The sequence below is a fragment of the Acidobacteriota bacterium genome (assembly GCA_009861545.1).
Lineage (GTDB): Bacteria > Acidobacteriota > Vicinamibacteria > Vicinamibacterales > UBA8438 > WTFV01.
The window spans coordinates 38,615-51,891 of record VXME01000083.1; the positions used below are offsets into that span (position 1 = coordinate 38,615).

Sequence of the window (13,277 nt, forward strand, 5' to 3'; positions counted from 1 at the left end):
CCTCATGTCCTCATCGCGTCCCCGTCGTCGTGCGCCGGCGCCGCCGCCCTGCTTCGCGAACCGGTCGCGTCGGGCGCCAGGGCCAGAAGCTGCGTCTCGAACGTCCGTGCCGCCGCCGTCCAATCGGGCAGCGCCGACGCGTGGCGGCGGGCCCCCGCCGCAAGCCCGGCCCGGCGGGCCGCACCGGGGCCCGGCGCCTTCCCGGCTGCCGTTGCCGTCTGCGTCTCTTCCGAGTCCAGCAGCGATCCGAGCGCCGACGCCAGCGCCGCGTCGTCGCCCGGCGGCACCAGCAACGCGGCGTCCCCCGGCAGCGTATGGGGGATCGCGCCGCCGGTCGTGCTCACCACCGGCAGCCCGCGGACCAGCGCTTCGGTCAGCACCATGCCGTACCCCTCGTAGTGCGACGCGAGAACGAAGAGCGAGCTGGCGGCGTAGATGCGGTCCAGGGCCGCACGCTCGCATTCTCCGGCGAAGCGGACGCGCCCGGCAAGCCCGCGCTCCTCCGCCAGCGCCCGCACCCGCCGCGCATGGTCGGGCGCCCGTTCCAGACTCCCGGCACAGACGCATCGCCACGACAGATCGCGGAGCCGCGCGAGAGCCCGCACCAGCACGTCGTGCCCCTTGCGCGGAACCACCGACGCCACCGAGAGCAACTGCGGCGGCTCGCCCGGCGCCGGTCCGGCCGCGGGCGGCGCCGGATCCGTCCCCGGCGGCGCGACACGCACCCGGGCCGCGTCCACCTCGAAGCGCCCGAGACCGCGCGCCGTGAAGCTGCTGGTCACGATCACGCCGGCCACCGCGGCCAGACTGCGCCGTTCCCGGTCCCGCAGACGCCTGCACACCGCCGCCGGAAGGCCCGTCTCGTCGGAGAGCGGATGGTGCACCAGGGCCAGGATCCGCAGCCGCTCCCGGTGCGCGACGACCGGCTCGGGCAGACCGCCGAGAGCCAGTCCGTCAATCAGCACCCGCGAGCCGTCGTCGAGCCCCGCCAGCACGCGAGAGAGGCTCGCGCCCGCCGCGGCGTCGGCGTCCGGGAACGCCCCCTGCAGGCCGTGCACGTCCACGCGCCAGCCGCGGCGGCGCAGCCCTTCCGCCATCCGGGCGTCGTAGATGTAGCCTCCGGTCTGCTGGTCGAGCGCCCCGGGGACGACCAGATGCAGCCGGCGTGCGCTCACGGGCGCCCCTCGTAGCGCCCCCAGGCGACGTGGGACTCGTGCAGCGTCACCGCGATGGAGGTCAAGCCGGCGGCGCCCGCGCCGAGCGCTCCCGACCGCATCGCGGCCGCGAGCCGCTCGAAGATCTCGCGGGCCAGAAACTCGGTCGTGGTGTTGCGGCCGGCGAAGGCCGGCTCGTCGTCGAGGTTGCGGTAGTTCAGATCGCTCAGGATCTCCTTCAGGACCACCCCGGCGCGGCCGATGTCGACCACCATGCCGTCGGCGTCGAGCGCCGGCCGCGCGAACGTCGCGTCGACGACGTAGGTGGCGCCGTGCAGCTTCTGCGCGGGCCCGAACGCCTCTCCGGTGAAGCTGTGGGCAATCATGAAATGGTCGCGGACGTTGAGGCTGTACACGTCGATACCGTCTCCCTGCGCGGTCCCCCGCGCTTCAAGTTCCCGAACCAGCGGTTCCGACGGGGTCGTCGTAGCGGATGCGATGGCAGAGCGCATCGCCCGGCTGCGTGGCCAGCGCGGCCAGCACCGCCGGCAGCTCGTCGAACCCGCTCTCTCCGCTCACCAGTGCATCGAGGCGCGCGTCGGCCAGCAGCGCCAGCGCCAGCTTCAGACGGCGGCCGCGAGACCAGCGCGGCGCGCGGTCCGGCGGCACGTGCCCCACCTGACTGCTGCGGATCGTGAGGCGGCGGGCATGGAACGCCTCGCCCAGCGGCAATGGAACCGGCGACGTACCGTACCAGCTCGCCTCGACGATCGTCGCCTCGCGCCCGGCCGCGGCCAGCGCCGCCCGCAACCCGTCCGGGTGCCCGCTGGCGTGGACGACCAGATCCGCCGTCGCACCCTGCGGCGGATCCGGGCGGTAGGTCAACCCGAGGGCGGCCGCGACCGCCGCGCGCGAGCGGTTGGGATCTACGACCGTGACCTGCGCACCCGGCAGGTCCCGGCACAGGGTCGCGGCGAGCAGCCCGACGACGCCGCCCCCGATCACCACGATCTCGTCGCCGGGCCCCGGCCGCGCGTCCCAGACGACGTTCACCGCGGTCTCCATGTTGGCGGCCAGCACGGCGCGGGGCGGCGGCACGCGCGCCGGCACCGCGTGGACCGCAGCGGCGGGAACGCAGTAGCGGTCCTGGTGCGGATACAGACAGAAGACCATTCGGCCCCGCAAGCGATCGGGCCCCTCCTCCACGATCCCGACGCTGCCGTAGCCGTACTTGACCGGCGCCGGGAAGTCGCCCTCCTGGAACGGCGCCCGCATCGCGGCATGTTGCGACGGCGGCACCGCCCCCCGAAACACCAGCGCCTCGGTACCGCGGCTGATGCCGCTGTAGCGGGTGCGGATCAGTACCTCGCCGGCTTGCCTCGGCGGAAGCTCGGCGGACACAATCTCTCCGTGGCCCGGCGTGCGAATCCAGAACGAGCGAGCGGTCGGCATGGCCGGCATGAGCAGGTCGCGAGTACCGTCCAGAGACCTTATCGCACAAGCGTCATGCCGCGGAGTGGTACGCGGGCGGCCCCGACGAGTCGCTCTACCCAACCGCGCCGCGCCCTGACGGACCTCGGCCTCGGCCTGCTCCCGCTGGCCGCGTGCGCGCTCACCACCTCGCGGCTGCTCAGCCTCTCTCCACAGTACTTCTTCGACGTGGCGGGGATCTACGCCCTGTTGGCGGCTCTCATCGTGCGCTTCATGCCCCGGGATCTTCCTCCGCCCGGGCTGGGGGCGGCCAACCAGATCACCCTGGTCCGGGCCACGCTGGTGATCCCGACGGCGGCCCTGGTCCTGCAGCCTGCCCCGTTCGAGACGATGGCTCTCTGGTGGATCGCCGGCGTCGCGGCGGTCGCGATCGCGCTCGACGGCCTCGACGGCCTCGTGGCGCGGCGCAGCGGGCAGGAGACCGGGTTCGGGGCGCGCTTCGACATGGAGCTCGATTCCTTCCTGATGCTCGCGCTCTCCGCGCTCGTCTGGCGCACCGGCCGCGCCGACGCCTGGGTCCTGCTGGTCGGCGCGCCCCGCTACCTGTTCGTGGCCGCCGGCTGGATCTGGTCCGCCCTGACCGCCGAGCTGCCGCCCAGCTTCCGCCGCAAGACGGTCTGCGTCGTCCAGGGCGTCGCACTGATCGCCTGCCTCCTGCCCGTCATGCCCGTCGAGCACGCGCCCCCCGTGGCCGCGGGCGCCCTGGCCCTGCTGGCATGGTCCTTCGGCATCGACATCATCTGGCTGATCGTGCACGCGCCGGGCCGCGTCCGGCCCCGGCGCGCGTAGGAGCTCCCATGCGAGGACTGCCCGGCGCCGTCATCGTCCTGGCCGCCCTGTCCGCGGCCGGCTGCCTCGGTGACTCCCGATCGGACACCCCGCGCCCGTCGGTGGAGGAGCTGATCGAGAGAGCCGCAGAAGGCGATGCGCAAGCGCTCTTCGAGCTCGGCAACCGCCACGCGGACGGCGACGGGGTAGCCCGCGACAACGTGCTCGCCTACATGTGGTTCGGCCTCGCGGCCGAGCGCTTGACCACCGAGGAGGGATACGAGGCCAGACGGATGCAACTGCGGCTCGACCCCGACATGTTCCGGCATCAGATCACGGAAGCCGAACGGCTGGCCCGCATCTGGAAAGCCCGTCAGGCCGCGCGCGAGCGCGATGTCGAGCGTCGCTGATACCCGGCCCCCGATACCCCGGACATCGGCGCGCCGCGTCACCGGGGCGGGGCTTCGCCGTCCGGTTCACCCTCCGCGGCGGGCCGCAACTCGTCCATTGCGAGCCGGCCGTCGCCGTCGGCGTCCAGCGAGCGTAGCGACTGCGCGGCCGAGGCGATCTCCGACGCGGAAACCGCACCGTCGCCGTCGGCGTCGAGCGCCGCCATGAGCGGGATGCGGGGCGGCTCGGGCCCGCCATCCGCTTCCACCGCCTCCTCCCCCTCGGGACTTCCGGTCTCCGCCGGTTCCGGCTCGGGGGGAGGCTCGGCCTCGACGGTCAGCAGCGCCAGGATCTCCGCTTCGGAGGCCGCCCCGTCGCCGTCCGAGTCGGCGCGGGTCAGGAGGCTCCGGAACTGCGATGCCAGCTCCGTGCGCTCCAGCAGGCCGTCCTCGTCCGCATCGAACGTCATGAACGCAGCCGTCGCCTCCGGCGGGGTCCGCGCCGGCCCCCCGATCGGACCGCCGCGCCGCGGACGCAGCTCGTCCGCCGACAGGTTGCCGTCGCCATCCTCGTCGAGCGTGGCCAGCGATTCGGCCGCCGCGTCCATCTCGGCGGCCGAGATATCGTCGTCGTCGTCCGTGTCCAGGGCGCCGAAGGCGGGCAGCCTGCGCAGGGCGCGATCGTCATCCTCTGCCTGGCCGGCCCCCGACTCCTGTTCCTGAACCGCGGCGACACCCATCGCGGCGAGCGCGATCGTCACCGCCAGCACGACGGCCGCGCCGCGCTCCAGCCCACCTGATTGCATCGTCGACTCCAGTCAGCGGTTCCCGTGCACCCTGATCAGCCGTCGCGCGACGTCTGCGGCCGGCCGAGACCCCAGCCGAGCGAACCGTCGTCCAGCTCCTCCACCGTCTGCCCGAGCACGATGTCGAAGTGGGCGGTCAGCTCGCCGATCCGCGATCCGGGCAGCGGCTCGAAGTCGACGAGGATCGTCTCCTTCGCCACCGGATCCTGAATCCGCGCGGTGAGCCGGTCCTTCGCATTGTCCGGGTGGCCGTTGATCAGCATCTGCGACGTGAAGATCCGCTGCCCGTGCCGGCTGACGGCGAAGTGTATGTGCGGGGTGCGGAAAATATCGCCGATGATGTACGGGACCGGCTTGATGGTGCGAAAGTAGTACTCGCCCTGCACGTTCGTGAGAAAGCGGCCGTAGCCCTGGAAGTTCGAATCGGGCGGCACCTCCTCGTTGACTCCGTCCTGGTGCCGGTACGACTTGTTCGTGTCGCACTGCCAGATCTCGACGAACGCGTTGCGCAAGGGCGTGCCGGCGCGGGTCGTGACCGTGCCGTGGAGATGAGTGACCTCGCCGACCGCCGGCGTGATCGAGTCGTTGACGATCAGCAGATCGTTGTCGGTGTCCAGGGGCATCTCGTCCGGATAGAACGGCCCTTCGAGCGAGCGGCTGCTCGGCGTCGCGATCAGCTCCTCGGCGAGCACGCCGGGCGTCCAGAGGGCGGCGACGCCGAGCGTCCCGGCCCGCAGCGTGCGCTCCAGGAAGACGCGCCGCGGCAGTCGGGCATCGAGTCGCGAGTCACCTCGCGGGCGCGGACGAAACGGCTGGGTCATGGTCATCTCCTCCACGCGATTCGCGATCTAACGATCAGCCGCCGACGGGCGTCCGAAGGGAGGACGCGCAAGCCCCGAAACGAGCAACGCGGCGGTCAGGCCGAAGTACCAGACGGTGCGCATCGACGGTTCCCAGAGCGGCAACGCGCACCAGATGGCGGCGCCGGCGACGCAGGCCGCCCGGGAAATTCCGGCGCCGTCAGGCCGACGCCAAACCATCAAGGTCAGCCCGACGAGCCAACAGCAGAATACGAGCAGGTCACGTTCGTTCACGGTGCGTCCCCCATCGACACGTGCGTGTCCGTCCCGCCATCATAGCCGTGCGACGCACCATCCGCCACCGCCGGATCGGCGTGTCACCGGGGCGCCTGCGCGAGGCTCGCGTCGAGCCGCTCCTCCACCGCGCGGGCGCTCATGGCGCCCTTGTAGACGTACAGGCGGCCGGGCAGCTCCTCGTCCAGCACCTCCTCGCTGACCCGCAGCCGGGTGCTGACCGCGAAGACGACAGGCTGCCGAAGCCCGGCCTGCACCAGGTCGACGCGCCGCCACACCGCCTCGCGGCTCCAGTACCCGAGCGCCTCGAAGTAGACGCGGCGCCCGGCCCCGCGATGGGTGAAGACCAGATCCGGCACGCACAGGCCCACTCCCGGCAGATCGAGCAGCGTGCGGGCGATCTCCACCGTCCACGGCGTCTCCATCTGCCGGAACCGGTCGCGCAGCCGCGCAACCTCGTCCGGCAGGCCCGCATCCTCGTGCGCCGGGTTCGCGGCCGGATCTCCTTCGAGGCGGTACGTCGCGGGCCGCCGCTGCGGCCCCCACAGCACGTCGGCATCGAGCTCCCAGCCGGGGCCGCAGACATCGAGGATCGGCAGCAGGAGCGCCAACCGCAATCCATAGGTCGTGACCGACCGGAACAGGCTGAACGGCCCGTCGATCTCGATGCGGCAGGCGCCGTCGGGAAGCCGGGTCGCGACATACAGCAGCCGGTGGAACTTGAGCCGCCGGAAGAACAGGCGCAGCCCGCGCGGCTCGGGGCGCCGCAAGATGACGACGACGCGCACGGCCCGGAGCAGCACCGCCTGCTTCTGGGCGGTCTCGTAGGCGGCGACCAGCGCGGGGCCGCCGATGGCGTCGAACCTGGCGAGTACGTGGTTCTCCCGCAGGTCGGCGAACAGCGCGTCCCGAACCGCGGCCCCCCGCAGGTCGAGCTCGGCGGCAGCCGCCGCGATGACCGACTCGGCATCGAAGGGCTCGGCGTCGCCCAGGGCCCGCCGGGCCGCGGCGGCCTCCCCGAAAACGCCCCGCCTGAGCGCGATCGGGTCGACGTCGTCCCGCGCCTCGAAGCTGCAGCGATCCTCCACGAGCTTCCGCAGCCCCCGCACGAGGCGGTAGTCGATCGGGTGGTGCGGCACGTCGTCGCAGGCGGCCTCGAACGCCGCCCGGGTGTCGCCGACCCCCGCTCGCGCGGCGGCGACGTAGCGCTCCGCGACGCCGAGCAGCCGTTGCTTCTCCGCCGCGCGCAACGGCGGCGTCTCGATGCGCCCGCCGCGCCGCCGCACCCGGACCAGGTCAGTCGTCAGCATCGTGCTCGCGCCGCCGCTCGCTCGTCCGGACCTCGGACGTCTCGTTGGCGACCAGCTCGTAGAGGACCGCCCTCTTGTCGCCCTGCTTGCGGAGGATGCGGCCGAGCCGCTGCACGTACTCGCGCACCGAGCCGCTGCCGGAAATCACGATGCCCACATTGGCGGCGGGCATGTCCACCCCTTCGTTCAGGACCTTCGAGGTGACGAGCGCGTTGTAGACGCCGGCGCCGAAATCCTCCAGCACCCGGGTGCGCTCGGACACCTTCGTCTGGTGCGTGATGATCGGCGCGAGGAATCGGCGGGACAGCGCGTAGGCATCGTCGTTGCGCTCGGTGAACAGCAGCGCCCGGTCGCGCCGGTGCCGGTGCAGCAGCGCCTCCACGTAGGTCAGCTTGGAGGGCGCCGCGAACGCGAGCTGCTTCTGCCGCTGGTAGGCGGCCAGGGCCCGCCGGCCCGCGGCGCTCTGCGACGAGCGGATGATGAACTGCGACCAGCCGTCCGGCTGCGACATGCGGATGCCCTGGCCGACCACGAACTCGCGGTATACGGCGCGCGCCTCGTCGTACGCCCGCCGTTCGTCGCGGCTCAGCTCCACGAAGATCCGCTCGACCGTGTAGTCGGCGAGGTAGTCGCCCGCGAGGTCCCGCACCTGCCGGCGGTAGACGATCGGGCCGACCAGCGGCTCCAGTTCGGCGTGGCGGCCGTCGACGCGTTCCGGGGTCGCCGTCAGTCCCAGTCGAAAGGGCGCGAGGCAGTGCTGGGCGGCGAGCGCGTAGGCGGCGCCCGGCAGGTGGTGGCACTCGTCGAACACCACCAGGCCGAACCGCGCGCCGAGGTGCTCCATGTGGATGAACGCGGAGTCGTAGGTCGAGACCGTGACGGGCTCCACGCGATGCTCGCCGCCGCCGAGCACCCCGATCTCGCGCCGCAACCGCTCGCCCAGCAGCCGATGCCACTGCGCGACGAGGTCGAGGGTGGGCGCCACGACGAGCGTGTCGCGCCGCATGGCATCCAGCGCCAGCAGCGCCACCTCGGTCTTCCCGGCTCCGGTCGGCAGCACTACCACGCCCCGTCCCCGCGCGGCCCGCCAGGCGTCCACGGCCTCGGTCTGGAAAGGGCGCGGATCCCGACGCACCTGCAGGCCGGCGTCCAGCACGCCGTACTGCCGCGCCTCGTCCTCGTAGGCGATCCGGCCCTGCACCAGCGCGCGCACCACGGGGGCATAGGCGACGGCCGGCGCCCGGAACCGCCGGGTGCGGGCATCCCAGCGGCAGGTGTCCGGCAGCGGAGCACCGCCCTCCTCCTCCGAGAACCCGCCGATGTCCAGCGTGCCGGCGACGAAGCGCAGGGAAACGGTCAAAGCCTCGCGGCGCAGGCGCCCGCCTTCCGGGCCGCGCTCTCGCTACAGCGTACTCCCAATCAACCAGCGGACACTGCATGACCGCCGACCGCCCACGAACGCGCGGGACCCGCTTCGGGCCGCCGGATACACCGGCTCCACGGCCGGTCCCGGCGCACGGAACCGGTTTGGTCTAGAATTGAGGGCTGACCATGTCCGACAACGGTAGCTCTTCGGAACCGCACGAATCCCCGCCGGAGGCGGAGGACCGGCCGGACGGCGGCGCCTCTCGTTCGAAGCCCCGCGGCAAGAAGAAGAGGAAGTCGACCGAAGCGCGGGCCGCCGGCGCCACTACTGCCGGGGCGGGCCTCGTGGCCGCGGTTCGCGCCCTGGCGCGCCGCCGCGAGAAGAAGCGGGTCGACCCGGACGCGGACTCGGCCGAGGCGGATACGAGCAACCTGGAAGCGGTCGCACCGGAGGCCGACGAGGGAGACTCGCTGACCGAGCGGCGCGCCGAGGCGCGGATGGGCGGCGGTCAGGATCGCATCGACGCGCAACACGCGCGCGGCAAGCTGACCGTGAGGGAACGGATCAACCGCCTGCTCGATCCCAACTCGTTCGAGGAGTTGGGCCCGTTCCTCGAGCACCGTCACACCGCGTTCGGCCTCGACCGCCAGCGGCACGCGGGGGACGGTGTCGTCACCGGCTTCGGCTATATCGACGGCCGGCGCGTCGCGGTCTTCGCGCAGGATTTCACGGTGCTGGGCGGCTCGTTCTCCGAGACCCAGGCGCTCAAGGTCGGCCGCCTGCTGGAAACGGCCACGTCCAGCGGCCTGCCGGTCATCGCGCTGCTCGACTCGGTCGGCGCCCGCATCCAGGAGGGGATCTGGAGCTTGGCCGGCTTCGGGGATCTGTTCTGGCGCAACACGCAGGCCAGCGGCGTGGTGCCGCAGATCAGCCTGATGCTCGGGCCGTGCGCCGGGGGCGCGGTCTACTCGCCGGGCCTGACGGACTTCGTGATCATGGCGCGCGGCAGCAGCTACATGTTCATCACGGGGCCCGACGTGATCCGCACGGTCACCGGCGAGGAGGTCGACGCCGAAACGCTCGGCGGAGCCGACACGCACGCCGGCGGCTCCGGCGTGGCGCACTTCGTGGCCGACGACGAGAACGCGGCTTTCGACGTGACGCGGCAGTTGCTCGGCTACCTGCCGTCGAACAATGCCGAGGATCCGCCGATCGTCGAGGCCGAGCAGAGCATCGAGCCGGACACGGCGGAGTTGGACAACCTCGTTCCGGAGGCGGCCGAAGAGGCGTACGACGTTCGCGAGGCGATAACGCGCATCGCCGACCGACACTCCTTCCTGGAAGTGCACGCCGACTTCGCCCCGAATGCCGTCGTCGGGTTCATCCGCCTCAAGGGGCGCGTCGCCGCGGTCGTCGCCAACCAGCCCGAACATCTGGCGGGGGTGCTCGACATCGACGCGTCGGACAAGATCGCGCGCTTCATCCGCTTCGCGGACTCGTTCAACATCCCGCTCGTGACCCTGGTCGATTGCCCCGGGTTCCTGCCCGGCGCCGACCAGGAGCGCAACGGCATCATCCGGCACGGCGCCAAGATCGTGTACGCCTACGCCGAAGCGACCGTGCCGAAGGTCTCGGTCGTGCTGCGGAAGGCGTACGGCGGCGCCTACATCGTCATGAGCAGCAAGATGATCCGCACCGACGTCTGCCTCGCGTGGCCGACCGCCGAGGTGGCGGTAATGGGGGCCAAGGGAGCCGTCAGCATCCTCTACGCGCGCCAACTGAAGCAGGAGCTGCCCTCGAAGCGCGAAGCGGAGCGCGCGCGGCTCGAGGACGAGTTCGAGAAGCAGTTCAACTCCCCTTACGCGGCGGCCGCCACGGGGCACATCGACGACGTGATCTACCCGCGCGAAACCCGCGCGCGCGTCGTCGCCGCGCTCGACTTCCTGAAGGACAAGCAGACCGCGGCGATGCCCAAGAAGCATGGCAACATCCCGTTGTAGCCGCCCGTCGCGGCGGGCTGCCGAGGCCGCGCGATGACGCCCGAGCTGCAGACGGTCCTGGAGATCGCCGGCGTCGGCTCGACGTTGCTGTTTCTCTCGCTCGGCGGACTCGTCACCCTGATGTACGCGCTGACGTCGCCGCTGCTCTACGGCGGGCTGCGGCTGTCCCGCGGCAGCGGCACGGGCAGGACGAAGGCGGCGGAGCAGGCCCGGCTGGAAGCCGCGGCCGAGCAGGAGCGGCAGCGGCAGGCCGTCGCCATCGCGGTGGCGATCGCGCGGGCGCGAGCGGCGCGACCCGCGCCGCTGGAATCGGACGTGGCCGCCTGGCGGCGGCTGCACCGGGCCAGCCGGTTCGCCCAGTCGACCGAACGGGCGAGGGTCCGCCTGTGACCCGCTACCGCGTCACCATCGACGGCCGCGTGTACGACGTCGACATCGACGACCCGCGCGCCAGACCGGTCACCGCCCGCTTGTCGGGAACGGCGTACTCGGTGGATGTCGAGCCCACGCGCAGCGCCGCCGCCCCGGAAGCGGCGCCGGCGGCCGAGCCCGAGCCCGGGCCGTCCGAGGAACCGTCCACCGCGCCGCTCTTTCCGTCCGAGTCCTCGCCGGAGGGAGGCGGCGCGCCGCGCACGATGACCGCGCCGATTCCGGGCGCCGTCACCAAGGTGGCCGCGGCCGTCGGCCTGTCCGTCGAGCGCGGCGGCGAGTTGCTCACCATCGAAGCGATGAAGATGTTCAACGTGATTCGCTCGCCGTGGCGGGGCACCGTCACCACGGTGCACGTCAAGGACGGCGACCGCGTCGTCCAGGGCCAGCCGCTCGTCACCCTGACGCCCAGCTAGCCAGGCGGTCTGTGTCGCGGAAGGGTGCTGGCGGCGACGAACCCGGAGCAACCCGGCCAGCCGGATTACCGATACTCCCATGATGTCGCTCGATTTCGGGATTCTCTTGATGTTCGCCATCGGCGGCATTCTGATCTACCTGGCGATCGCCAGGGAGTACGAGCCGACGCTGCTGCTGCCGATCGGGTTCGGCGTGCTGCTGGGCAACCTGCCCAACTCGCCGATGAACGAGCCGGGGGGGATGCTCTACCTTCTGAACGAGTTCGGCATCCAGACCGAGCTGTTCCCGCTGTTCATCTTCATCGGCATCGGCGCGATGATGGACTTCCGGCCTCTGCTGTCGCAGCCGATCTTCGCCCTGCTCGGCGCTGCCGGCCAGTTGGGGATCTTCGCGACGCTCCTGCTCGCCACGCTCATCGGCTTTCCGCTGAACCAGGCGGCGTCCATCGCGGTCATCGGCGCCATCGACGGTCCGACCAGCATCTATGTCTCGTCGCTGCTCGCTCCCGAGCTGCTCGCGCCGATCGCGGTCACGGCGTACTCCTACATGAGCCTCGTGCCGATCATCCAGCCGCCCATCATGCGGCTGCTCACGACCCGCAAGGAACGCCGCATCCGGATGGAGTACGCGCCGCGGCCGGTGCCGCGAGCCGCCGTAATCCTCTTTCCGATCGTCGTCACCGTCGTCATCGGCCTGCTCGTGCCGCAGTCGGCCCCGCTCGTCGCGACCCTCATGATCGGCAGCCTCATGAAGGAATCGGGCGTCGTCCCGCAGCTCGCCGGCTCGGCCTCGGAGACCCTGACCAACATCTCGACCCTGTTCCTGGGACTGACCATCGGCAGCCTCATGCAGGCCGAGACCTTCCTGCAGGTCGACACGCTCCTCATCCTGCTCCTCGGACTGGGCGCGTTCGTGCTCGACACGGTGGCCGGCCTCTGCTTCGGCAAGATACTCGCCCTGGTCACCGGGGGCCGCATCAATCCGCTGGTCGGCGCCGCCGGCATCAGCGCCTTCCCGATGAGCGGCCGGCTGGTGCAGAAGGTGGCGCAGGAAGAGGACTTCACCAACCACGTGCTGATGCACGCGATGGGCGCGAACACGGCCGGTCAGCTCGGATCGGTCATCGCCGGCGGCGTGCTGCTGACGCTGGTGACGAACGTCCTGGGGTAGTCAATCGCCGAGGTAGAGCTCCATCGCCGTGTCCAGGCGCTTCAGGAAGGAACTCGACGCAACCCCGATGAACCCGGCGAGCCGGGCCTTCGACACTTGACGGATTCCGGGCAGTACGGCGAAAGAGGCCTTCCCGCGCACGTCGTCGGTCCTGATGCGCAGCGGCCAGACTTCATCTCCAATCGTGGAGAGAGGGACCACGACGACGCTGTCGAGCACTTCGTTGTGTGGAGTGCTCGAGACCACCAGACCGGGTCGGGTCTTCCCGAACTCCGGCGGCGAGGCGACGCCCAGGTCGATCCAGAACAGCGAGCCTCGGGTCGTCACGACTCGGGCCCTCGCTTCGGCGGCGCGGCCAGATCCGCGCCATCCCACTCGGACAGCCACGCCTGCTCTTCCGGATGCGCGTCGATGAAGGCTTTGAACCTTGTAGCGGCGGCGCGCGCCTGCCCCCGTTCCAGGTCCTTTCGCAGCACCCATCGGACATGCGCCGAGAGGCTTCGGTCCGCCGGCTTGGCAGCTTCGATGCGCTCGAGAAGCTCGCCCTCCAGCTTGATAGTAGTCGCTCTCATGCGTGCAATCTACCCTCGCAGCATGATCCGATCAACCCTCGGCTGAGAGCGCCTGGAGAGATTGCGGCCTCGGATCCCTGGTCAAGGCAGCGATAGCGCGAATACAGCGAAAAACCCCCGGATTCATTGGGGTTTCTGTCAGGACGCGTCGGGTACACCCACGATTCCACCCACGCGGGACCGCAGCCCACGGCCGGGGGCCGTTGTCGCCGCGGGGGTAACCGTTCGGTGGTCCCGGGATTTTGTGCTGGTAACGCGTTTCGATATTCGATATGGTCTCGGCCATGGCGTGTCGGGACACGGCAGACGAT

At 71.3% G+C, this 13,277-nt stretch carries 14 protein-coding genes; 6 read left to right on the forward strand and 8 right to left on the reverse strand.

Going from position 1 to position 13,277, the window contains the following annotated elements; all coding sequences use genetic code 11:
* Positions 1–2: 2 nt before the first annotated feature.
* The 3 genes from F4X11_13725 to F4X11_13735 form a co-directional block, all read right to left on the reverse strand.
* The gene (locus F4X11_13725; protein ID MYN66072.1) at positions 3–1,097 is read right to left on the reverse strand and encodes a glycosyltransferase; all 1,095 of its coding nucleotides are present in this window, start codon (positions 1,095–1,097) and stop codon (positions 3–5) included.
* Positions 1,098–1,171: 74 nt separating this feature from the next.
* Positions 1,172–1,570, reverse strand: a complete 399-nt coding sequence (locus F4X11_13730; protein MYN66073.1) for a 6-carboxytetrahydropterin synthase — start codon at positions 1,568–1,570, stop codon at positions 1,172–1,174.
* Positions 1,571–1,604: 34 nt separating this feature from the next.
* The gene (locus F4X11_13735) at positions 1,605–2,606 is read right to left on the reverse strand and encodes a zinc-binding alcohol dehydrogenase (protein ID MYN66074.1); all 1,002 of its coding nucleotides are present in this window, start codon (positions 2,604–2,606) and stop codon (positions 1,605–1,607) included.
* 54 nt (positions 2,607–2,660) lie between these two features.
* Between F4X11_13735 and F4X11_13740 the strand changes: the two genes are divergently transcribed.
* Both F4X11_13740 and F4X11_13745 read left to right on the forward strand, forming a co-directional pair.
* Complete coding sequence (locus tag F4X11_13740; protein ID MYN66075.1) at positions 2,661–3,434, forward strand: CDP-alcohol phosphatidyltransferase family protein; 774 nt, start codon at positions 2,661–2,663, stop codon at positions 3,432–3,434.
* 8 nt (positions 3,435–3,442) lie between these two features.
* The gene (locus tag F4X11_13745; protein MYN66076.1) at positions 3,443–3,823 is read left to right on the forward strand and encodes a hypothetical protein; all 381 of its coding nucleotides are present in this window, start codon (positions 3,443–3,445) and stop codon (positions 3,821–3,823) included.
* Positions 3,824–3,861: 38 nt separating this feature from the next.
* Here F4X11_13745 and F4X11_13750 read toward each other — a convergent pair whose 3' ends face one another.
* The 4 genes from F4X11_13750 to F4X11_13765 form a co-directional block, all read right to left on the reverse strand.
* Positions 3,862–4,608 carry a hypothetical protein gene (locus F4X11_13750; protein MYN66077.1) on the reverse strand — a complete coding sequence of 249 codons (747 nt, stop codon included), beginning with the start codon at positions 4,606–4,608 and terminating at the stop codon, positions 3,862–3,864.
* Between the two features lie 35 nt (positions 4,609–4,643).
* Positions 4,644–5,429 carry an intradiol ring-cleavage dioxygenase gene (locus tag F4X11_13755; GenBank protein MYN66078.1) on the reverse strand — a complete coding sequence of 262 codons (786 nt, stop codon included), beginning with the start codon at positions 5,427–5,429 and terminating at the stop codon, positions 4,644–4,646.
* Between the two features lie 356 nt (positions 5,430–5,785).
* Positions 5,786–7,012 (reverse strand): DUF790 family protein, encoded by a 1,227-nt coding sequence (locus F4X11_13760; protein ID MYN66079.1) that lies wholly within the window; start codon positions 7,010–7,012, stop codon positions 5,786–5,788.
* Positions 6,999–8,387 carry a DEAD/DEAH box helicase gene (locus tag F4X11_13765; protein MYN66080.1) on the reverse strand — a complete coding sequence of 463 codons (1,389 nt, stop codon included), beginning with the start codon at positions 8,385–8,387 and terminating at the stop codon, positions 6,999–7,001. The genes F4X11_13760 and F4X11_13765 overlap by 14 nt, the downstream gene beginning before the upstream one ends.
* A gap of 176 nt (positions 8,388–8,563) precedes the next feature.
* Here F4X11_13765 and F4X11_13770 point away from each other — a divergent pair, with 176 nt between their 5' ends.
* The 4 genes from F4X11_13770 (at position 8,564) to F4X11_13785 (ending at position 12,394) form a co-directional block, all read left to right on the forward strand.
* Positions 8,564–10,378, forward strand: coding sequence for an acyl-CoA carboxylase subunit beta (locus F4X11_13770; protein ID MYN66081.1), 1,815 nt, complete (start codon positions 8,564–8,566; stop codon positions 10,376–10,378).
* A 33-nt stretch (positions 10,379–10,411) separates the two neighbouring features.
* The gene (locus F4X11_13775; protein MYN66082.1) at positions 10,412–10,768 is read left to right on the forward strand and encodes a hypothetical protein; all 357 of its coding nucleotides are present in this window, start codon (positions 10,412–10,414) and stop codon (positions 10,766–10,768) included.
* Between the two features lie 80 nt (positions 10,769–10,848).
* Positions 10,849–11,223 carry an acetyl-CoA carboxylase biotin carboxyl carrier protein subunit gene (locus F4X11_13780; GenBank protein MYN66083.1) on the forward strand — a complete coding sequence of 125 codons (375 nt, stop codon included), beginning with the start codon at positions 10,849–10,851 and terminating at the stop codon, positions 11,221–11,223.
* 79 nt (positions 11,224–11,302) lie between these two features.
* Positions 11,303–12,394, forward strand: coding sequence for a sodium ion-translocating decarboxylase subunit beta (locus F4X11_13785; GenBank protein ID MYN66084.1), 1,092 nt, complete (start codon positions 11,303–11,305; stop codon positions 12,392–12,394).
* Here the strand turns inward: F4X11_13785 and F4X11_13790 are convergent, their stop codons facing one another.
* Positions 12,395–12,874 carry a type II toxin-antitoxin system PemK/MazF family toxin gene (locus tag F4X11_13790; GenBank protein ID MYN66085.1) on the reverse strand — a complete coding sequence of 160 codons (480 nt, stop codon included), beginning with the start codon at positions 12,872–12,874 and terminating at the stop codon, positions 12,395–12,397. It lies immediately after the preceding gene.
* Positions 12,875–13,277 lie beyond the last annotated feature (403 nt).